Origin of the sequence: Lacticaseibacillus hegangensis, assembly GCF_003946465.1 — a bacterium.
Taxonomy (GTDB): Bacteria; Bacillota; Bacilli; order Lactobacillales; family Lactobacillaceae; genus Lacticaseibacillus; species Lacticaseibacillus hegangensis.
Genome location: NZ_RHOL01000011.1, coordinates 45,883 through 66,988 on the forward strand (window position 1 = coordinate 45,883; position 21,106 = coordinate 66,988).

General features: G+C 57.2%; 21 protein-coding genes, 1 riboswitch and 1 other annotated feature. Of the genes, 1 reads left to right on the top strand and 20 read right to left on the bottom strand.

Translation table 11 applies throughout. The features are described 5' to 3' along the window. Positions 1–17 precede the first annotated feature (17 nt). From EKM86_RS04640 to EKM86_RS04660, 5 genes are all read right to left on the bottom strand, one after another. Entirely contained in the window at positions 18–2,180 is a 2,163-nt protein-coding gene (locus EKM86_RS04640) for a penicillin-binding protein (protein ID WP_125755526.1), read from the bottom strand. 4 nt (positions 2,181–2,184) lie between these two features. After that, positions 2,185–2,562, bottom strand: a complete 378-nt coding sequence (locus EKM86_RS04645; protein ID WP_125755528.1) for a cell division protein FtsL — start codon at positions 2,560–2,562, stop codon at positions 2,185–2,187. Positions 2,563–2,575: 13 nt separating this feature from the next. Then, on the bottom strand, positions 2,576–3,508 hold the full coding sequence (gene rsmH / locus EKM86_RS04650; protein WP_125755530.1) for a 16S rRNA (cytosine(1402)-N(4))-methyltransferase RsmH: 933 nt from the start codon (positions 3,506–3,508) through the stop codon (positions 2,576–2,578). A 5-nt stretch (positions 3,509–3,513) separates the two neighbouring features. Beyond that, positions 3,514–3,945, bottom strand: a complete 432-nt coding sequence (gene mraZ, locus EKM86_RS04655) for a division/cell wall cluster transcriptional repressor MraZ (protein ID WP_125755532.1) — start codon at positions 3,943–3,945, stop codon at positions 3,514–3,516. 188 nt (positions 3,946–4,133) lie between these two features. Then, a complete protein-coding gene (locus EKM86_RS04660) occupies positions 4,134–4,454 on the bottom strand; it encodes a DUF3397 domain-containing protein (protein ID WP_125755534.1) in 321 nt (106 codons plus the stop codon). 137 nt (positions 4,455–4,591) lie between these two features. Here EKM86_RS04660 and EKM86_RS04665 point away from each other — a divergent pair, with 137 nt between their 5' ends. Further along, complete coding sequence (locus EKM86_RS04665) at positions 4,592–4,708, top strand: DUF4044 domain-containing protein (RefSeq protein ID WP_125755536.1); 117 nt, start codon at positions 4,592–4,594, stop codon at positions 4,706–4,708. Positions 4,709–4,761: 53 nt separating this feature from the next. Here the strand turns inward: EKM86_RS04665 and thiT are convergent, their stop codons facing one another. From thiT to EKM86_RS04740, 15 genes are all read right to left on the bottom strand, one after another. Next, the gene (thiT, locus tag EKM86_RS04670) at positions 4,762–5,370 is read right to left on the bottom strand and encodes an energy-coupled thiamine transporter ThiT (protein ID WP_125755538.1); all 609 of its coding nucleotides are present in this window, start codon (positions 5,368–5,370) and stop codon (positions 4,762–4,764) included. Between the two features lie 43 nt (positions 5,371–5,413). Continuing rightward, a riboswitch (TPP riboswitch) is annotated at positions 5,414–5,512 on the bottom strand. An 80-nt stretch (positions 5,513–5,592) separates the two neighbouring features. Beyond that, a complete protein-coding gene (cls, locus tag EKM86_RS04675; protein WP_125755540.1) occupies positions 5,593–7,026 on the bottom strand; it encodes a cardiolipin synthase in 1,434 nt (477 codons plus the stop codon). Between the two features lie 15 nt (positions 7,027–7,041). Beyond that, the gene (locus EKM86_RS04680) at positions 7,042–7,857 is read right to left on the bottom strand and encodes an amino acid ABC transporter substrate-binding protein (protein WP_125755542.1); all 816 of its coding nucleotides are present in this window, start codon (positions 7,855–7,857) and stop codon (positions 7,042–7,044) included. Further along, positions 7,847–8,494 (bottom strand): amino acid ABC transporter ATP-binding protein, encoded by a 648-nt coding sequence (locus tag EKM86_RS04685; RefSeq protein WP_125755544.1) that lies wholly within the window; start codon positions 8,492–8,494, stop codon positions 7,847–7,849. Before EKM86_RS04685 ends, EKM86_RS04680 begins: the two co-directional genes overlap by 11 nt. A gap of 15 nt (positions 8,495–8,509) precedes the next feature. Continuing rightward, on the bottom strand, positions 8,510–9,166 hold the full coding sequence (locus tag EKM86_RS04690) for an amino acid ABC transporter permease (protein ID WP_125755546.1): 657 nt from the start codon (positions 9,164–9,166) through the stop codon (positions 8,510–8,512). Between the two features lie 453 nt (positions 9,167–9,619). Further along, positions 9,620–10,417, bottom strand: a complete 798-nt coding sequence (gene minD, locus EKM86_RS04695; RefSeq protein ID WP_125755548.1) for a septum site-determining protein MinD — start codon at positions 10,415–10,417, stop codon at positions 9,620–9,622. Continuing rightward, entirely contained in the window at positions 10,417–11,076 is a 660-nt protein-coding gene (locus EKM86_RS04700; RefSeq protein WP_125755550.1) for a septum site-determining protein MinC, read from the bottom strand. Before EKM86_RS04700 ends, minD begins: the two co-directional genes overlap by 1 nt. 16 nt (positions 11,077–11,092) lie before the next feature. Then, a complete protein-coding gene (gene mreD / locus EKM86_RS04705) occupies positions 11,093–11,623 on the bottom strand; it encodes a rod shape-determining protein MreD (RefSeq protein ID WP_125755552.1) in 531 nt (176 codons plus the stop codon). A gap of 1 nt (position 11,624) precedes the next feature. After that, positions 11,625–12,485, bottom strand: coding sequence for a rod shape-determining protein MreC (gene mreC, locus EKM86_RS04710; protein ID WP_125755554.1), 861 nt, complete (start codon positions 12,483–12,485; stop codon positions 11,625–11,627). 88 nt (positions 12,486–12,573) lie between these two features. Next, complete coding sequence (locus tag EKM86_RS04715) at positions 12,574–13,578, bottom strand: rod shape-determining protein (protein WP_125755556.1); 1,005 nt, start codon at positions 13,576–13,578, stop codon at positions 12,574–12,576. 116 nt (positions 13,579–13,694) lie between these two features. Further along, positions 13,695–14,342: a RadC family protein gene (radC, locus tag EKM86_RS04720; protein WP_125755558.1), complete on the bottom strand. Its 648-nt coding sequence runs from the start codon at positions 14,340–14,342 to the stop codon at positions 13,695–13,697. Between the two features lie 43 nt (positions 14,343–14,385). Beyond that, positions 14,386–15,675 (bottom strand): bifunctional folylpolyglutamate synthase/dihydrofolate synthase, encoded by a 1,290-nt coding sequence (locus EKM86_RS04725; protein ID WP_125755560.1) that lies wholly within the window; start codon positions 15,673–15,675, stop codon positions 14,386–14,388. Between the two features lie 79 nt (positions 15,676–15,754). Continuing rightward, positions 15,755–17,110, bottom strand: coding sequence for a L,D-transpeptidase family protein (locus tag EKM86_RS04730; RefSeq protein ID WP_125755562.1), 1,356 nt, complete (start codon positions 17,108–17,110; stop codon positions 15,755–15,757). Positions 17,111–17,334: 224 nt separating this feature from the next. After that, positions 17,335–19,977, bottom strand: a complete 2,643-nt coding sequence (locus EKM86_RS04735) for a valine--tRNA ligase (RefSeq protein ID WP_125755564.1) — start codon at positions 19,975–19,977, stop codon at positions 17,335–17,337. Positions 19,978–20,159: 182 nt separating this feature from the next. Then, positions 20,160–20,361: a binding site (T-box leader), on the bottom strand. Positions 20,362–20,390: 29 nt separating this feature from the next. Continuing rightward, on the bottom strand, positions 20,391–21,032 hold the full coding sequence (locus tag EKM86_RS04740) for a redox-sensing transcriptional repressor Rex (protein ID WP_125755566.1): 642 nt from the start codon (positions 21,030–21,032) through the stop codon (positions 20,391–20,393). Between the last annotated feature and the right edge of the window lie 74 nt (positions 21,033–21,106).

A 21,106-nucleotide genomic window follows, 5' to 3' on the forward strand; every position in this document is an offset into this window, starting at 1 on the left:
TCTCCTACCTTCGTCAATTAGTCAGTTTTCTGAAAAGTTACGGTCACAGAGTCACCGCCAAGCAAGCTGCCCGCCTTCAGGCTCTGAGCTGACGCGTATCCAGCACCTTGTAACTTAAATTTTTTGCCAGTCAACTGGGCCAATTTTAACACATCACTCTTAGACCAGCCAGAAACGTCTGGCATGGTCATGGCGCCGTTTGTGAGAAGCACCACGCGGGCAGAGCGTAAGGCCTGTGTGCCCGCTGCGGGCAGCTGCTGGACGATGCGATTTCCGGTCCCAACCACGGATGAGGTCAGGCCTTTTTTGGTCAGAGCTGCCGTCGCAGTATCCAGTGGATCGTTAGTGACTGCCGGCACGCTCAAGGTTTCGGACGACCCAGTGACGGTGCTGCCCGCATTTAACGCCAGCAGTCTGGTCATCAGCGGATGATAAATCGTGTTCAGAACACTGACCGCCGGCGTCGTCATGGCACTGTTTTGCTTCAAGGTTAAATAGACAATAAATTGAGGATCATTTGCCGGGGCGACAGCCAGTAAACTGTGCAACTGGTTTGTCTCACCCGGTAAATAACCACCTTTCGGGTTGGCAATGTTAGCCGTCCCGGTTTTGGCCGCCACGTCAGCGCCGGCAATTCTGTATGTCACACCGGTGCCGTATGGCTTGTTAATAGTGTCACGCATTTCGTTTAGCACCGTTTTCGCGGTGGCGGCGGAGATTGGGTGACCCACTACCTGACGCTTGTAGTTGGTCACTTTCCCGTTCGAACCGGTGACCTGCGTGACGACTCGCGGCTGGCTCATCGTGCCCTTGTTGGCAATTGCGGTCGCCGCTTGCAAGATCTGCATTTGCGTCACGTTGATACTTTGGCCATAACCCATGACGGCACGGGTAACCGGGTTGGTCAGGCTGTATCCGCCTGAAGCTTCATTCGGCAGCGTGATCCCTGTTGGCCGGCCAAAGCCAAAGTCTTTCAAGGTCTTGGCCTGATTTGCTTCACCCATCTGCTGCACAATGTGCACAAAACCGACGTTACTGGAACGCGGCAGGGCCTGCGAAAATGGGATCTCGCCAAAACCGACGTGGTTCCAGTCATGGATGGTGGTGTTTTCGACTTTCACACCGCTAGAATTATAGTAGGTGTTCGGCTGAAAGGTCCCACTTTGAATCGCCCCTGCCAAGTTGAAGACCTTCATCACTGACCCGGGTTCATAAGTATCTTCCACGAGCATGTTTTGCCAAGACGAGCCGGGCTCAAGCCCTTCCATCGTGCTGGGATCAAAGGTTGGCCGCTGGCTCGCCGCCAGGATTTCTCCGGATTTAGCGTTCATGACGACCCCGGTAACTGACGCCTGCTTGTACTTAGTTTGAACGCTGGCGAGCAGCGTTTCCAGGTACGACTGCAAAGAAGAATCCAGGGTACTCTTAACCATGCCACCATTTTTAGCTGCCTTAGTCCGCACCTTGGCCTTAGGCAGTCGGTAGCCGTAATTATCCACCTGGGCTGTCTGGTAGCCGTTAGTGCCGGCCAGCTGTTTATTGAACTCTTTTTCCAGCCCCATGACCCCGACCAGTGGTTGATTCTTGTTGGCCGCATTCGTTTGAGTCAGCCCAATCGTGTAGCTGGCAAATACCCCGTTCGGATACAACCGAGAGGGACTGTCAATGAAGTGGATCCCCGGCAGGTGTTCCGCCTCGATCTCCTTACGGATGGACAACGATAACCCCGTGCCAGCGGCGCCAAATTCGACCTGGAAAGTCTTCTTTTTGGGACTCAAATAGGCCAAAATTTTGGCCTCAGAAAGCGGCAGATATTTGGCCAGCACGGCTGCCGTTTTGGCCTTGTCGCTGACGTAAAGCTTCTTGCCGTTTTGCGTGTAATTTTGATCGGTAATCGCGTAGATGGTGTAGGTTGATGCGTCCTCGGCGATTGTCTGGCCGTTGCGGTCGACAATACTGCCGCGTTTGGCCTGCAGGGTCGTTTTGCGTGCATACTGGGAGGCGCGATACGCCGCCAGGTTTTTGGAATCCACCGACCCGACAAGCGCCACGTACGCAAAACGACAAACGAACGCCAGCAGCGCAATCAGGGTGAGCGCGAACAGGACAATCCCGAACACTTTCCGATTGCGCTCGGGGTGCCGGGCGCGCATTTGTCGTTTAGTCGTTTTCTTCTTCATCAGTCTACTTCACCGCATGTTTGATATTACCCTCGATCACGGCAAACCCGTGAGCACTGGCATAGCTGTTGAGCCGATCCGAGTTGGACAGTTCGCCGACAGTTTGCTTATCGTCGGCAATGATCCGCTTTTGCACGGTCACCTGGTTTTGCACGGTCTGGTAAGTCCGCGTCAGATTGGCCAGATGCATCGAAGCGGTCAGATAGCACAGGCAAAACCCAACGGCGACCAGCCCCAGTACAACGCTGAGCAACCGCTCCAGCGGCGAAAATGCCACCTTGGTTGCCGGCTGCGTTGCCGGTTGAACCTTGGGCCGGGCTTGCGGCGCCTCTCGCCGCTGCGGTTCCAGCATATCTAGCTGTCTTGCTGTGTTATCGACCATCTTGAGCACCCCTTCAATATATCCGCTCAACCACCCGCAGCTTAGCGCTGTGCGCACGGTGATTGGCGATCAGTTCATCCTCGCTGGGGAGGATCGGTTTGCGATTGATTAATTTGAAATGCGGCCGGGCTTCCGGCGGAATCACCGGCAGGCCCTGGGGCAGGTCTTGCACTGTCGTCTGCTCCTTGAACATGGTCTTCACCAGCCGGTCCTCCAGGGACTGAAAGGTGATGACACTGATGCGCCCACCCGGCTTGACCAGCTGCAACGCCTGCGTCAATGAAGCCTCCAGGGCCCCCAGCTCATCGTTGACGGCGATGCGGATCGCCTGGAACACCTTCTTGGCGGGATGTCCGCCGGTGCGCCGCACCTTGGCTGGAATGCCAGCCTTGATCAGATCGACCAGCTCAAACGTGGTTTCAATTGGCTTGCTCGCGCGCGCCTGCTCGATCTTGCGGGCGATTGACTTGGCGAAGCGCTCCTCGCCGTAACGGGTGAAAATTCGTACCAGGTCCTGATACGACCACTCGTTGACGACGACCCGCGCCGAAAGCACTTGGCTTTGATCCATGCGCATGTCCAGCGGCGCATCGAAGCGGTAGGAAAACCCACGTTTGGAATCGTCGAACTGCGGACTGGAGACGCCCAGGTCATACAAGATCCCGTCGACTGAAGTAACCCCTTCTGCCGAAAGCGCCTCAGCCAAGTCGCGGAAATTGCGGTGAAGCAGGTGCAGGTTGACCGGCACCCCTTGCGCTGAGACCGCGTCGATGGCGGCCTGATCCTGATCGAAGGCGTAAAGCTGGCCGGTTGTCAGCTGGCTGAGGATTCGCCGGGTGTGGCCGCCGCGCCCTAAAGTCGCATCGACATAGGTGCCGGCAGGCTTGATGGCCAAGTTGTCGGTGGCCTCTTTTAATAACACGGTTTCATGCGTAAATTCTGTCATCGCGCTCACAGTCCAAAGTCGGTCAGATTTTCGGAAATATCATCGAAGCTGTCCTCGGCGCTTTGGGTGAAGCTGTTCCACCGTTCTTCGCTCCAGACTTCTATGCGGTCGGATACCCCGACCAAGACGCAGGCCTTATCGAGCCCAGCGTGCTGGATCAGAGGTTTGGGAATGTTGACGCGGCCCTGCTTGTCCAGCTCGCACTCAGTGGCGGCGGAGTACATGAACCGCGTGAAGGTCCGGGCGTCCTTTTTGGTCAGAGGCAAGGCCTCGATCTGGGTCTGCAGCTTCTGCCACTGACTCATCGGATAGCCGAACAGGCAGCCGTCCATGCCGCGCGTCAGCACAAAATCACTGCCGAGATCAGTGCGGAACTTGGCCGGAATGATCAACCGGCCCTTCGCATCGATACTGTGATGAAATTCTCCCATCAGCATGGACAACGCCCCCTTTCCAACGTTAAATTCAGTCTACCACAATCACCCACTCCTCACCACCAACTCCCACAAATTCTGCTTGACAATTTGAAAAGCTACCCCACGATTCCCTGAGTGTACAAAAAAATCCCCATCCACTGCGGTTTGCAGCGGGTGGGGACAGGTGGAAAAATGGTGGGGACCAGGCCCTAAAGTGAGAGCAAAATCGCCCCAAGCCACCAGAATGTGGCCGCCAACAGGAGGACTCGGCCCAAGGTCGTGAAATAACGGGCAAAGAGCAAATCATAATCGTGGGCCAGAAAATAGATAATCAAAAGAATCGCAATTGCAGTGGTGGTGAACAGCGCGACCCAAATCGTGTTGGGGGCCTTGGCGGCGGCTAAGCTGGCCACGCCCAGCAGCTCCAGCGCGACCACCAGGAATGGCAGCACGCGCGAATGAAACTGCAGCGCCCGGCTGACGCTCCATAAGGCCAGGCCCGCTAACGGTAAAATGATTCCGATCAGCATGTTCATCACTTCCTTCTCTTAAGACTATACCCGATTTTGCGTGTACGGGCACGAGAATTTGGTTGAAGCGCCTGGGCAAAACGGGTACACTACTCGAGTAGAACGCGCAACCAAATTGGTCAAAGGTGGTGATTAAGGTGAAAGAAAAACGCTCAAAATTCTGGTGGGTCACCCACATTGCCACCTGGGCGATGCTGATTGTCACCATCCTTGGGGCCCTAGTCGTTGGATTATCCGCGATGAATGTTTTCTAACCGCACATAAAAAGTGAGCCTGCATTTGCAGACCCACTTATTTTTTGCTTGGATTAGTGCTGTGACAGCAGCTGACCGCCGTCTTTGGGTTCAAACAGCGGCTTTTTGACGGTGGTCATCAAGACAGACACCACGATCACGGTCAAGATGCCGGTGGCGACGGCCGAGCCACCGTTGATCACCAGCGAGTACAGCCACGCCGGCGTGCCCTTAGGGGCGTATGACCCCCAGAAGACCCAGCCGGCCAGGAAATGGCAGAAGTACTTCGCCAAGACGCCAATCAAACCAGCCCCCCAGGCCAGGCCCAGGGCCTCGCGGTTCTTACCCGCCTTCAGCGCCGCTTGGAAGCGGCCGTACAGCAAGCCGCCAAGCCCAGCGACGGCAAAGGCGATTGGATACTCCAGAAAGCCCTGAATCGGGTTCAGGACGGACCCTTCGCCAAAGCCGATCAGCATGATATCCAACACACCCCAGGTCAGGCCCGCGGCCATCCCGGCGCCAGGCCCGCGCCGCAGCGCCAGCACGGTGATTGGAATCACCCCGTAGGACATTTCAATGCTGGAAATGCCGGTTTTGTGCGGCACGTACTCCAGCGCCATGGCAAACGCGGCGATCACCGCGATCTCCACCAAAATCAAGACACGTGAGTTCGATTTGGACATAAAAAATCCTCCTTTGGGTCAGGATCCGCCACAAAGAAGGCCGATTTCTCGACACCGCAATTCCTACGCTCGTATTAGCGAACAGGTTCGAAGGGTCTGGGCAAATGCCCACTCTCAGCCAATGGCTCCCCTTTGCGTGGTCCCACCACTATTTTGTTTAGGCACAATTTTGCTTGTGCACTATCATTATAGCAAGCGGAAATTCAATGTCAAAAAGTAAGCTTACAAGATTGGCGCAAACAGCCGCGCCAAGTCGGCCCCCACCCGACTCATCGGCGACTGATTTTTGACCATCGTGTACGTGTACAAGGTGGTCTGCTGCATGTCGAGCTTGAACTGGCGCTCCACCATTTCGGCCAGCGTGCGATCGTAAATGAACGCCGCAATTTCAAAATTGAGCTTGAACGAGCGCAGATCCAGGTTCGGCGAGCCGGTCATCAAGTACTGTGAGTCAACGATGATGGCCTTGCTGTGCAGGAACCCCGCCTGGTAGCGGTAGACCTTCACGCCGGCTTTGACCAGCTGGTTCAGGTAGAACTCTGTGGCCTTGGCCATCATTGGCTGGTTTGTGTGCACCGGCACCATCAGCCGCACATCAATGCCGGAGTGCGCCGCCAGAATCAACGCGTCAAGCAGCGAATCGTCCGGCACGAAAAACGGGGATTGCACCCAGATTCGGCGCTTGGCCAGGGCCAGCAGTCGCAAGTCGCCCAGCTTGATGGCTTCGAGCTTTTGCTCCGGGCCGCCGGCAACGATTTGCATGGTCGTGCGGCCGTTGTCCGCAGGGTCCGGGAAGTAGGCCTTTTGGAAGTGGACCTTCTTGATCTTGGCCGTGGTGTTCCAGTCCATAAAGAAGCGGGCCTGAAGCGACGCCACGGCTTGACCGGTCAGGCGCAGCTGCGTGTCGCGGGTGATCGCCAGCTTGCGGCTGGTGCTGCCGATGTCAAAGCCGCCCATGTACGCGACCTGCCCATCGATCACCGTAATTTTGCGGTGGTTGCGGAAGTTGATGCGCAAGTTGGCCCGGCCCAGCCGCGTTTCCAAGAATGGCTCGACCTGCCCGCCGGCTTGCACCAGCGGCCGCCAAAAAGCGTGATTCAGGAGGTGGGAGCCGAAGGTGTCATAGATCACCCGGACCCGCACGCCCTGCTCAGCCTTTTGGGTCAGCAGCTGGACCAGCGCCTTGCCCACCCCATCCGGTTCAATGGTGTAGGCCTCAATGTGAATGTGGTGCGTCGCGGTGCGCAGGTCGGCAAACAGCGCCTTGGTAAAGTCCTGACGGTTGAAAAGCAGCCGCACCCGGTTCATGGTGGTGATCAGGGCCCCGTCTGCCTGCAGCAAGGTCCGCACCAGCTCAGGGGCGCCGGCAAACGGCGAGGCCGCCCCGCTTTCCTGACTGACCGTCACGGCTTCTTGCTGCGAGGCCACCATTTGGTCGATGCCCAGGCGCTGCTGCGTCGCCAGCGAGTTCAGCTTGTTGGTGGCCAGCTTGCGGCCGAAGAACCAGTACAAAATGAAGCCAATCACCGGCAGCAGCAATAACACTAACAACCACGCCCAAGTCGCCGCAATGTCCCGCGGCTGGCGGAACACGGTGATGATGGCCGCGGTTGCGTTGATCACGATAATAATGATGACAATGGTCGTGAGCCACATAATGGAAACTCCCTGCTAATCGACCGAAGCCACCCCGAACCACTTCTCATTCAACTTCTTCAGGGTGCCGTTTGCTTTGAGCGTCTTCAGGCCGGTATTGATTTTATCTCTCAGCTCATTATCACTCTTTCGCATGCCGACCGCAAAATCTTCCGCCGGATAGGTGCCTTGGATGACCTTGTAGGCTCCTGGATCCTTTTGGTGGGCAATGTAGTAGTTGGCGTAAACCTGGTCGATCACGATGCCCTGAATCCGCCCGGCATTCAGATCCAAAAAGGCGTTATCAAAGGTGTCGTACAGGACCGGCTCGCGGTTTTTAATGATGTCCTTCAGCTTTTTCGGCTGAGCGTCGATGTCCGAGGCACCGCTGCTTTCGCTTTGAGCGCCGACGACCTTGCCCTTCATGTCGGCAAACGAATTGATGTTATCAGCGCGCTTGGTGACCAGCACCTGGTGATTCTTCAAGTACTCGGTTGAAAAGGCCACCTGTTTTTGGCGCTCAGGCGTCACGGTGTAGCCGTTCCAGATCAGGTCGATAGTTTGGTTGCGCAGCTCGGTTTCCTTCATGGACCAGTCAATCGTCTGAAAGCTGACCTTCACACCGTAAAGCTTGAACAGCGCCCGTGCCAGGTCGATGTCGTAGCCGGCGACGGTGCCGTTCTTTTGGCGAAAACCCATCGGGACAAAACTGTCGTCAAGGCCGACGACCACTTTTTGATCCTGTTTGATGCGCGGCCAGGAGTTCTTCTGCTCGGTGCGGGCGCAACCGGAAAGCACCAAGGCGAACCCAGCCAGCAGCGTCAACAGGATTGTTAACCACTTACGCTTCATTCGACTCACTCCCCTGCTTGGCCACTGTCAGTGTCGCGTCTGCCACCATCTTGGCGAATTCCATGTCATGGGTGACGACCACCTGTGTCATCCCCTGCTGCTTGACGCTGGCGATCAGATCAGCCACGGACTGGCGCAGGTTAGGATCCAGGGCGGAAGTCGGTTCGTCGTAAAGCAGGATCTTGGGATCAAGCGCCAGCGCCCGAGCGATCGCCACCCGCTGCTTTTGGCCGCCAGACAGGGAGTACGGGTACGCGTTGGCCTGCGCTTCCAGGTCCAGCTGGTCCATCAGACTGCGGGCGTGTTTTTCGGCGGCGGCTGCACCAACGCCTTGCAGTGTCGGCGCCAGTGTGATGTTTTTCAGCACAGACAGGTTCGGGAATAATTCAAAGCCCTGGAATACGACGCCGATAACGCCTTGCTTGCGGAGCTCAGCGGCAGAAGTCGCTTGCCCATTGTAGGTGAAGCTGCCACTATCGGCCGGAGTGAGCCCCGCGATGATTCGGAGCAGCGTGGTCTTGCCGGCACCGCTGGGGCCAACGATCGCGAGTGTTTTCTGATCTTCAATCGTGACATCCAGGTTGTCCAGGACGACCTGATCGCCGAAGCGTTTGGAAATATTTTTAAGCTCTAACATATGCTTACCCCCTGCCTACTTGTAGTAGCTGAATGACTTTTCGACGCGGCGCTGCAGCAGCGTGAGCAGCAGCGTCATCACCAGATAGATGACGGCGACCAGCACAAGCGGCACCAGCGTCACGTCGCGAGACGTCGCGACCTCGCCGGCCCGCAGCAAGTCGCCGAGTCCGATGACGTATACCAGGCTGGAATCCTTGACCAGGTTGATGACCTCGTTGCCCATGGACGGCAGCACGATCTTCAGCACCTGAGGAATCACCACGTAGCGCAGCGTCTGCCAGCGCGTCATGTTCAGCACCGTCGCGGCCTCGAACTGGCCTTCCTCAACCGCGCCGAAGCCGCCGCGGTAAATCTCGGCGAAGTAGGCCGCGTAGTTGAGGATGAAGGTGAAAATGACAGCTGAGAAGCGGTCAAACACGATGCCGATCAGCGGCAGGCCGTAGAAGACGAAAATCAACTGAAGCAGCAGCGGCGTGCCGCGGAACACCCAGATGTAGGCTGAAAGAATTGCCTTGCCAGCCTTGGCCAGGATGTTTTTGCCGCGCTGGATCAGCCCAACTGACACCAGCATGCCCAACGGAATGGCCCCGATCAACGTCAGGAAGAAGACCCCCAACGTCATTTTCACCCCATCCAGCAGCGCCGGCAAAATCGAATTAATGTAACTCATGATTATTCCTCCCTTGCGTTTTCAAACGTTGAATAAAAAGCACCGCACAGAATTGTTCTCAAGCAATTGCTTGAGGACGCTTCCGCGCGGTGCCACCTCATTTCGACCAGCCGTCACCGACTGGTCCTCACGTGGTTGAAAAACATGGAACTGGCGGTAAAACAAAACGCCCCCACTCAGACTAATGTCTGAATGAGGGCGACTTGAATGCCGCGGTACCACCTCATGCTCACCACCGCGTCACCGCGAAGGTCTCATGTCGTTTTTCAACCACGGCGATAACGAGCCCAACCGGCCTGACCTACTGAGTTCAATCAGGCACTCGTGGATGTGAGGCAAGAATGATCACGTCCGGCTTTCACCGTTCCGGACTCGCTTGGCTGATCAGCTTCTCACCATTTCCACTCAACGTTTTAATTGATTAAGGCTATAATACCTGCTTCAAAATGAATGTCAACCCTGATGATGAAAAAGTCTGTGCCAAAAGCCAACTTTTTTCTGCTCGATGTTCATCAGCGGCACGGACTCGCCCAAAAGCCGCCGCGCAATATTGCGGTAGCCTTGGCTGGCCAAGTCGTCGGGGTCCATTACGACGGTTTCGCCTTTGTTGGAGCTGGCGATCACCCCATCATCATCGACCACGATGCCAAGCAAGTCGATGCCCAGGTGCTGCGTGATCTCGTCGATATCCATCGACCGGCCATCGGCCATCATGTGCTGGCGGATGCGGTTGATGATCAGGCGAGGCGGATACACCATGTCGCGCTGCTCAAGCAGCCCGACGATGCGGTCAGCGTCAGACACTGCCGAGATCTCCGGGGTCGTGACGACGATTGCGCCGTCCGCGCCTTCGACGGCGTTGCGGAAGCCTTGCTCAATGCCCGCTGGCGAGTCCAGAATCAGATAATCAAATTCCGGTCGCAGCTCGTCGACAATCGCCTTGACCTGATCGGGCTCGAGCGAATCTTTTTCCGCGTTTTGCGCCGCCGGCAGGACATACAACTTGTCGTCAAACCGCTTGTCCTTGATCAGCGCCTGATGCACCTTGGCGCGGCCGCTGGCCACGTCAACAATGTCATAAATGATCCGGTTGGACAGGCCCAGGACCACATCCAAATTGCGCAGCCCGATATCCAGATCCATCAGGCACACTTTTTTGCCTTGCAGCGCAAGCGCCGTGCCGATATTGGCCGTCGTCGTGGTTTTGCCGACGCCGCCCTTGCCTGAGGTGACCACCAAAGAAGTACCCATTACATTTCCTCCAGTTTCCGGAACAGTTTCGGCCGCAGCTTGGCCAGCGCTGGCACCTTACCATGCACCAGTGCGTGCAGATCGTCAATGTATGACGTCGTCTGCGCGGTGTAGGAATTTTTATCGATGATCTCCAAGGTGTCAGCGATGCGAATCTGCGCGGCGCGGCTGATGTCGCCAACGATAACGGCCTCTTGGTCCCCCAACGTCCCGGCAATCAGCAGGCCTTCAACCTGGCCCATCACAAAGATGCTGCCGGTGGTTTTCAGCGTGGCGCCGCGGTGCAGGTCGCCCAAAAACAGCACATCGCCGCTGTAGTCCGCCTCCTGACCGGAGCGCAGAACGCCGCCGACCAAATGGGTTGCCTTCGCCGCGAATTCAGCCCGGAGTGGCTCGACTGCCGCCACCGCCGCATGGATGGTCTTGATGGCGAACTGCGGATAAGTGTCAAACACCGTCTGCACTGCCTTGGCCTGGTCCTCATTAAGCAGGCGATCACCGGTTTCCAGAACAAAATCGACATGTTCCTGGTCCTTCGTGTCCCCCGCCACGCGCGCAAGCAGCGTGGTCAAAGCCGCTGTGATCTCATCCAGTGAAGCCTCTGATGCCAGCTGCAGCTCGAACCCGCTTTGGCGGCCCTTCAGCGTTACTGCCTCCATGCGTACACCCCCAATATTAATCTATCCTTAAGTTTATCAATATCTGGCGTAAAGGCAAATACGCCAGCGCAAATATCACCAGATTCACGATGAGACTCGGCCCGAGGTGGTTGGCAATCAGCGTCGTGGCGGTGACTTGTGCGAACCCCAAAAAGCGGTTGACCGCGTAATTGGCCAGGGTGAATAGCGTCAGCACGATCACGACCAGCGCCCCAATGTAAAACGGCGACTTGGGCACCACTGGCCCGAGCTGCCGCACCACGTAAACCAGCAGCGGCCACAGCAGCGCGTTGACCCCCAGCATGCCCGTGTAGTAGCTGTCAAAAATCAGGCCAAACACCGCCGCGATGGCCACAATGTATTCTTCTTCAGGCAGCAGCAGGGTCGCCATGATCAGCGCGATCAAAGTCAGCTGCGGGACCCCGGTGAACGTCGGCGACATCACAAACTGTGCAAAGACCTGCGCGATGACCCCGTCCAACAGCAAGGTCACCAGTAGAAGCAGCAGCACCCAGCCGTGCTTAGTAAACTTTTTGTCCTTCAACATGTTACTCACCCTTGATGGTGCGGTCGATCACCGTCACCACGGACAGGTCGTTGAAATTAGCGGCCGGTTTGACGTACACCGTGTTGGCCAGGCCAAAATCATCCTTGGCAACCGATGCCACTGTCCCAATCAACAGACCCTTTGGGGTGGAGCCGCCGAGCCCGGAGGTGACGACCTTCTGGCCTTTTTTGATGCTGTCTTCGGTATCGACTTGACCAAGCACCAGCTGGTTCTTGGCGGCGTTATAACTCGAGATCACGCCGTTGACAATACTGCCATCGCCGGTGGTGATCTGCGCCGCAAACCGGTCGGCGGACTTGTTGTCCGTGGTCATCATTTCCACCTTGGCATTGGTCTTCTCCACTTCGACCACGCGCCCAACCAACCCAGAGCCGGCCATCACTGGCATGCCCTTAGCCACGCCAGCGCCTTGGCCCTTGTTGATCACGACAATGTTGCGCCAGTCGCTGGGGCTGCGCATCATGACCGTCGCCGGCACCTGGTCGTAATCCGTCAAGGTGGCGTTCAGCTTCAGCTGCTTTTTCAGTGCCCGATTCTCACTTTGCAAAGTCTGGTTGGTGACCTTGGTCTGCGCCAGGTCCGCCACTTGCGCCTTGAGAAGGCGATTTTCCTGGTACGTGTTCAGTAGGTCATTGACGTCATCCAGCCCGCCTTTGATAAAGTTGCCAGGCGCGGCAACGATGCGCCCACCGATGCCGACAATATCGTTGCCGATCTGCTGTACCAAGGGCGGCGTGTTCTTATTGTTCCGCACGGACATGGACGTGAACATCAGCCCCACGCTGACCAACAAGGCGACCATCAAGACGATCAGTTTTTTGTTAGAAAAGAACTTTTGCATGAGTCGCTCCTTTTGGTCTTCTCAATGAAAAAGCCGGCCCAATAAAACTCGCGGACCGGCCACTGGTGATTGCAGCTGCCTGCATGGATCAGTGTTTCTTCAGGACATCGATGTTCTTAAGGGATTCCCCGGTACCGATAGCGACGCATTCCAGTGGATCTTGCGCCACAAACACAGGCACCTTGGTGGCATCGGAGATGACGGCATCCAACGACTTCAGCTGCGCGCCGCCGCCAGTCAGGACAATGCCGTGATCGATGACGTCTGCCGCGATTTCCGGTGAGGTCTCTTCCAGCGTGTCCTTAATGGCCTCAATGATCGCCTGGACCGTTTCCTGAATCGCTTTGGCGATGTCTTCGGCCGTGATATCCTGCGTCTTCGGCAGACCGGTCAACAGGTCACGCCCGCGTACGGTCATGCCGTCCAGCTTCTTGGCTTCCTCAATGGAAGCGCAGCCCAACTCGATCTTGATCTCTTCCGCCGTGCGCTCGCCAATCAGCAAGTTGAAGTTCTGGCGGATGTACGCTACCACTGCCTCGTCAACCTTGTCGCCGGCCATCCGGATGGAGCGGCTCGACACAATGCCGCCGAGCGAAATGGTGGCCACGTCGGTCGTGCCGCCGCCGATATCAACGACCATAGAGCCGGTCGGATCCATGACGGGCAAGCCCGCACCAATGGCCGCCGCGTAAGGCTCCTCGATGACAAACGCCTCTTTGGCGCCTGCCACCTTGGCCGCGTCAATCACCGCGCGCTTTTCCACTTCGGTGACGCCGCTGGGCACGCAGATCATGACCTGCGGGTGGTTGTTCTTGCCGCCAAGCGCCTTGTTCATGAAGTACTTCAGCATCGCTGCCGTGGTGTCGTAGTCGGCGATCACACCGTCTTTCATTGGCCGAATCGCGTCGATGTCAGCCGGGGTGCGGCCAATCATTGCGCGGGCTTCCTCGCCCACCGCAATGATTTCCCCTGTTTGTGTGTTTTTCGCCACGACTGACGGTTCGTTCGTGACGATGCCCTTCCCGTCAACGTAAACGAGCGTGTTTGCGGTACCGAGGTCGATCCCGATGTTTTTTGAGCCTAATCCAAGCAAGACGTTCTCTCCTTACAAGTCCGATTTTCTAATCTCTTGCATTATAGCATAAAGACCTCGTCGTCCGGTCTTGCGCTCACGATTCACACGCTTCCATCGCCATAATTTAATAAATCTTAGAGGTGGTGTTCCTGACTGAACGAGTAAAACTGATCGCCGCCCACTACAATGTGGTCCAGCAAGGCCACCCCAATCAGGGCGCCGGCAGCAGCAAACCGCTCGGTCAGCTCAACGTCCATCTCGGAGGGCAGCTGATCGCCGCTGGGGTGATTGTGCACCAGAATCAGCCGCGACGCATTCAGTGCCAGCGCCATGCGAAACACCACACGCGGATCAGCAATCGACTTGTCGACCCCGCCGTGAGCCAGTTCCACCTCGCGAATGATGGCGTTGCGCACGTCCAGCATCAGCGCCAGCAGGTGCTCCTCAGTGGCCCCAGCCAGGCGCTGCACCATCGCCGCACCGATTTGCGGGGCGTCCAGCACTTCGCCGTACCTCAGCGTTTGCCGCTGCTGCACGCGCCGTGACAGTTCGAGGCCGGCCACCAGCCGGGCGGCCTTAGTCGGACCAATGCCCGGTACGGCCAGCAGGTCACCAGCGGTGGCGAGATTCAGCCCGGTCAAGGCCGGGTACTGGCGCAGCACTTCCTCTGCCACCATGACGACGTCGTACTGCCCGCTGCCGCTGCCAATCAACACTTCCAGCAGTTCCTTATCCGATAGCGCAAGCGGTCCGTGCGCTTGAATCAATTCCCTTGGCTGCATCTTGACTCCCCCTTTTTGAGGAGAGATTACGCCATCTAAACCTTTAGCGCTGACTGCCGAGCAACGTTTGGCGTACAGCAGAGGCCAGGTAAAGCGAGCCCATCAGCACCACCGGCTCATCTGGAAACTCGTCCAGGTGGGCGGCCAGCGCCTCCTGCCAGCTGGCAAAAGTGCGCAGCTTGCCGGCGTCCGGGTAGTCTGCCAAGGCCTCGGCCCGCGGATTATCCGGCACGGGGACCAGCCAGAGCCGCGCCGTGGTGGCTTCCAGCTCAGCGATGATGGTCTTTACGTCCTTATCCGCCAGCACGCCGACGATGAGCGTCACCCGCTCATCGTTAAACACTTGCTTGACCGCGCTCAGCATAGCCGCGATGCCCTGCGGGTTGTGCCCACCGTCGATCACGATCAGCGGGTCGTCGCTGAGCTTTTCCATGCGCGCCGGCCAGGTGTTTTTGGCCAGCCCGCGCCGAATTTCCTGGGGCTGAAGCGGCCAGTTCATCGCCTTGGCGGCCACGCGGCTGGCCGCGATCGCCAGCGCCGCATTTTGCACCTGGTAGTTCCCCACTAACGGCACGAACACCTGACTGAGATGAAACGTGCCGGCCTGATAGTCAAAGCGCTGCCCCCAGCCATCAAGCGCGGCGCGGCTGGTGCCAAAGTCCTGACCGGCCACCAGCCACTGGCTGCCGGTTTCGGCGACGCGCTTTTTCACTGCTGCCATCGCATCTGCCGGCAACGCCGCCGTCACCACCGGCCGCTGCGGCTTGATGATGCCAGCTTTGTGCGTGGCGACGCTTTTGATGGTGTGGCCCAAAAGCTTGGCGTGATCCAGCCCCACGCTGGTGATCACTGAGACCTCCGGCGTGATGACATTGGTCGAATCCGTGTCACCGCCGATGCCGACCTCAATCACCGCTAGGTCCACCTGCTGCTGGTGAAAATACCAAAACGCCAGCGCCGTGATGTACTCAAATTCGTTCACCCCAAAGTCGGGATCAGTTTCACGCAGTTTGGCCATCGCGGCGTCTGTGGTCGCGGCTGCCGTCACTAGATCGGCATCGGGGATCGGCTGGTGATCGATCATGATGCGCTCATTAAAGCGCATGATGAACGGCGAGGTGTACAGCCCGACTTTCAGGCCACTGGCTTCCATGATGTGCGCGATGCCCGATGCGGTCGAGCCCTTGCCATTGGTGCCGGTCACGTGGACGTAGCGGTCGTGCTGCGGGTCGCCCAGCGCGTGCAGCAGTGCCAAAATGCGCTCGTGGCCGCCGGTTTTGGCCAGCCGCGGCAGCGCATGGATCGCTGCAACGGTCTCATCGTAAGTTTTCATGTCTAAGCCCCCAATAATGCCCTTAATCTTACTACAAAACGCGCCCAAGCCAAACGGCCCGAACGCGTTGATTGATCGTTTAAATCACGATGACCGGGGTGCCAACCGCCACAGCGGCAAACAACTTCGGCATGAAGGCCGGCGGCTGATTGACGCAGCCGTGCGAGCCATGCTGCTGATACCATGTGCCGCCAAAAGTTGGCTGCCATGACGCATCGTGTAACCCGACGCCAGTATTATCAATCGGCATCCAATAGTTCACCGGTGTGCGATAATCCTCGCCTACCAGGGTAGCGTTGCGCTGCTTCGACCACACCGCGAACACCCCGCTCGGCGTTGGTGTGGCCGGCTTGCCAGTGACAACGGCGGAATCCAGCACTACTTTGCCATTTTGGTAAAGCCATTCGTGCTGATTTTCCCTGTCGACCTCTAGATACGTGGAGCCAATATCCGTGCCATCGGCGTGGTACCCGGTGCCTTGGTGCAGAACTGGCTGGGTGAAGTCTTTGCCGGCTTTGATCAGGGCAATCAGGGCATCGGTTTCCTTGCTCTGCATAATGCTCCAACCATAAGTGCCAGCCGGCACCGTGACGGTTCCTTGCTTGGTCGAATGAAACTGACGGGACTTATTGTATGTGTTGTACTTATCGGCAAGCTCAGACACAAACTTGGCCACGCCACCGCGGTCGACCTGGACGCTGCCGTCAGAGTAACTCAGCCACGATTTGAGCCGGTCGCTTGAAATCTGCTCCTGATGGTTTGTGACCGTCACGACAGCCTTGATGTCACCCATTGCTTGCAGCTTGCTAACAGCATCTTTCAGGGCTTGATCACTAGCCTTGGCCTTAGGCTGGGCGAACGTCTGCTTCAAAGCGACCGTGTGGCGGTTAGCTTGAATTGCCCCGGCAAGCGCCTCGGCCAGCTTGGCCGCATCGATTTGGTTACCTGGTTTTTCCTTCTCAATGTTGTAGCTGTCATTCGTCAAAACGACCTTGGCATCGACCGGCGCGGTCCGTGACGCGTTCAGCTTGGCTGCCTCGGCGTTCGCGTACTGCTTGATCTCCGCGCTGTCGGCGCTAGAGGCCAAAGCCGTTTTATCGCTTTGCGCCAGCACCACCGCGGAAAAACCCCACGGATTCTGCTTGGATAATAGCTTATTCAGCATGGTCGTGTAATCACGCTTGAGGCCCAATGTTTGCCCGGACACTGTGGCCACAGTCTTGCCGCCGTCCTTCAGCTGGTAATTCACGTCGGCCAGCTGCGCCTTCATTTTCGCATCCGCCTGTTTGACGGTTTTACCGCTCAGGTCCACACCCAAGGCCTCAGTCTTCGGTAAAAACCGGTCTTGGTAATGGTTACTGCGGACCCCGTAACCGATCCCAGCAACGGCCAGAATGGCAACTGCGGCGGTAATCAACCAACTTTTTCTTTTCATAACTGCTCCTTACCATAGTCAAATCGCTTGTGTGCAAAGTATATCACACTGACTAATAGTTAGCCCATCAGCCTTCAAATCAATTATACCGCCCCCAGCACCCCTGACAACCGCTGGGGTCCGGGCAAGCGTTGCCAATGCTTAATTCTTAGTAAAAACTATTTTTACACCACGGTAGCCAAAAAAAGAAGCTGCACGCGGCAGCTCCTTCCTAAGCGTGACCATTATTTGGCCGCTTGCAGTTCCTTGATGCGGGCGTTGGTCGCGTCCAGTTTCGTCGTAAAGTCGGTTCGTTTGGCCTTCTGTTCCGTGATCACTGCTTCCGGCGCCTTGGCCAAGAAACCTTGATTGCTCAGCTTCTTGTCGGCCCGTGTGATCTCCTGCTCGAGCTTCTTGGCGTCTTTTTGCAGCTTGGCGATTTCCTCGTCCAAGTCGATCAGTTCCTTGAGCGGGACATAGATCGTCGCGCCGGTCGTGACTGCGCTACCGGCCAAGGCTGGGGCCTCGACGTCGGTACCGACAGTCATTGCCTTCAGGTGAACGAACCGGTCGATGAAGTCGCGGTTATCATTGAAGACCGCCTCCAGACTTGGGTCCTGCAGCTTGATGATCAAGTCGATCGGACTGGCCAGCGGCGCGTTGACCTCGGTGCGAATGTTGCGGACGCCGCGAATCAGCTCAATGATGGCCTGCATCTGCGCGACAGCGGCCGGATTTTCAAATTCTTGGTGCGTGGTCGGGTATGCCGCCGTCACCAGGGACTCGCCAGCATGAGGCATTGTCAGCCAGATTTTTTCTGTCACAAACGGCATGATCGGCTGCAGCAGGCGCAGGGTCTGATCCAGCACATAGCGCAGGTTGACGCGCTTTTGCGCCTTGATCGTCTCATCGTCACCGTAAAGGACTTCCTTGGACATTTCGATGTACCAGTCAGCCAGCTCATTCCAGATGAAGTTGTACAGCGCGCGGTCGGCCTCCCCGAACTCGAAGTTATCGAACAGGCGCGTCACCTCTGCGACCGTGTCGTTCAGGCGGGCAAAAATCCATTGGTCTGACAGGTCGAAAGTGCTTGGATCAGGCTGAGCGTCCGCTTTCGTGTCACCCAGGTTCATCAGCACAAAGCGACTCATGTTCCAGATCTTGTTGATGAAGTTCCAGGCCGCGTCCATTTGGGTGTAAGAGAAGCGAGCGTCCTGGCCGGGCTTGTTGCCCTGCGTCAGGAACCAGCGCAACGCGTCGGCGCCATACTTTTCAATGACGTCCATCGGATCGATGCCGTTACCCAGGGACTTGCTCATCTTGCGGCCCTGTTCATCGCGCATCAGGCCGTGAATCAAGGTGTGCTCGAACGGGCGCTGACCAGTGAACTCAAGGCCTTGGAAAATCATGCGAGCAACCCAGAACGGAATGATGTCGTAGCCGGTAACCAGCGTGTTGGTCGGGTAGTAGCGCTTGAAGTCAGGCGCGTCCTTGTCCGGCCAGCCCAGCGTGGAAAATGGCCACAAGGCACTGGAGAACCAGGTATCCAGAACATCGGGATCCTGTTCCCAGTTTTCCGGGTCCTTCGGGTCTTCTTCACCGACGTAGGTCTCGCCGGTCTTCTTATTGTACCAGGCCGGGATGCGGTGACCCCACCAGAGCTGGCGGGAGATGACCCAGTCGTGAATATTTTCCATCCAGTTCAGGAAGGTGTGCTCGAAGCGATCCGGCACAAAGTCGACCTTGCCGGCGCCTTGCTGGTTTTTGATGGCGGCTTCAGCGAGCGGCTTCATCTTGACGAACCACTGCGTCGACAGGCGGGCTTCAACCTGCACGCCGGTCCGCTCGGAGTGGCCGACACTGTGGACGATCGGCACGATCTTAATGATGTCACCGGAGTCCTGCAAATCCTTGACAAGCGTCTTGCGGCACTCGAAGCGGTCCATGCCCTGGTACTTGCCGGCGTTTTCGTTCATGGTGCCGTCGTCATTCATGCAGTTGATACGCGGCAGGTCATGGCGCAGGCCGACCTGGAAGTCGTTGGGGTCGTGGGCCGGCGTGATTTTAACGGCCCCGGTCCCAAAGTCCATGTCCGCGTGCTCATCGGCGATGATTGGAATCTTGCGACCGACGCCCGGCACGATGACTTCTTTGCCGATCATGTCCTTGTAGCGCGGATCCTTGCTGTTGACGGCCACGGCGGTATCGCCAAACATGGTTTCCGGCCGGGTGGTGGCAATTTCAATGCCGCCCTTAGTCCCATCAGCGAAGGGGTAAATCAGATGGTAAAAAGCACCCTTGTCGTCTTGGTGAATGACCTCGATGTCGGACAACGCCGTGCGCGCCTGCGGATCCCAGTTAACAATGTACTCGCCGCGGTAGATCAGGCCCTTGTTGTAAAGGTCGACGAACACCTTGCGAACCGCCTTGGACAACCCGTCATCAAGGGTGAACCGCTCGCGAGAATAGTCCAATGACAGGCCCATTTTGGCCCACTGCTTGTGAATAATTGCCGCGTACTCGTCCTTCCAGTCCCAAACCTGCTGGATGAACTTATCACGGCCCAGGTCGTAGCGCGAAATGCCCTGCTCGCGCAGCTTGGCTTCGACTTTGGCTTGCGTCGCGATCCCGGCATGATCCATGCCTGGCAGGTACAAGGTGTCATAGCCCTGCATCCGCTTTTGGCGAATGATCATGTCCTGCAGCGTCGTATCCCACGCGTGCCCCATGTGCAGCTTGCCGGTGACATTCGGCGGCGGAATGACGATGGTGTACGGCTTGGCTTTCTGGTCGCCGTTTGGTTTGAATACGCCCTGGGCCAGCCACTTCTGATAGCGACCGGCTTCGACTGCTTTGGGGTCGAATTTTGGTGCTAATTCTTCACTCATAAGGATCCTCCTGTTGTTTTCGATGCCGAGATCGGGTAGTTGCGCTCAGGCGGGCAACGGGTGAGCATCCAGCTACGCCTAACGCACCGCCGCCAAAAAACGGCGGCAACGCGTTAGGTTAGGCTGGCTGTCACCCTAAAAGCGCCCGCCTTCGCAGCTTGCACAAAAAAACTCGCCCTATCGATTAGGACGAGTTAGCTCGCGGTACCACCTAAATTAAGGCTCAACGCCTTCACTTGAACCTGATAACGGGTGGTCCCGGTCGGCCCTACTGACTTCAGGTCGACGGCTCGCAAGCTACTTATCACGGAACACTTCAAGGCTCACACCACCCGCCTTGTCGCTGAAAAAGCGTCCCGCAACCCTCTTGGTCATCGCGTTGACGCTATTATAAGCCGAGCGGCCGCGACCCGTCAACGGGCTTTCGCCTTTTGGTGCGCGGTGTACAGCAGGCTTTGCAGCTCCGAGGTCAAATCGATGTAGCGGATGGTAGTCTGCGGCGCGCAGGCCACCGGCTGCGGGGCGAACGTCATGATGGCGTTGATGCCGAACGCCTCCAGCGTGCCGATCACCCCGGTTTGCGACGCACTCGGCACCGCGAGGATTGCCGTGTGAATGTTCGGGTTCATGTGTGCCGCCAGAGTCGCAAACGGGTACACCGGAATGCCGCCAATGCGAGTGTTGACCTTCGTCGGGTCGGCGTCGAACGCCATGACGATGTTCAGGTCCGGATTACGGCGAAAATTATTCATCAGCAGCGCGCGCCCCAAGCCGCCGACGCCGACCAGAATAATCGACTCGGAAGAATCCACGTCGAGCAGCTGGCCGAACTCCTCCACCAACGTCGCAATGCTGTAGCCGTAGCCGCTTTTGCCGAGCTCTCCGAAGCTGGAAAAATCGCGGCGGATGGTCGCAGATGGTATGTGAATAATTTCGCTTAGACGGTCCGAACGAATGCGGGCGACGCCTTCCTGCTGTAGCTGGACAACTGCGCGATAGTACAGGGGAATGCGTTTAATCGTAGCTTTTGAGACATGTGCTTTTGTGTTTTGCATGGGTCTTGCCTCCGCCCTTGAATTCTGTGTAAGCGTTCACAATGTCAGTTTAGCATAACCTTTGTGAACGAACA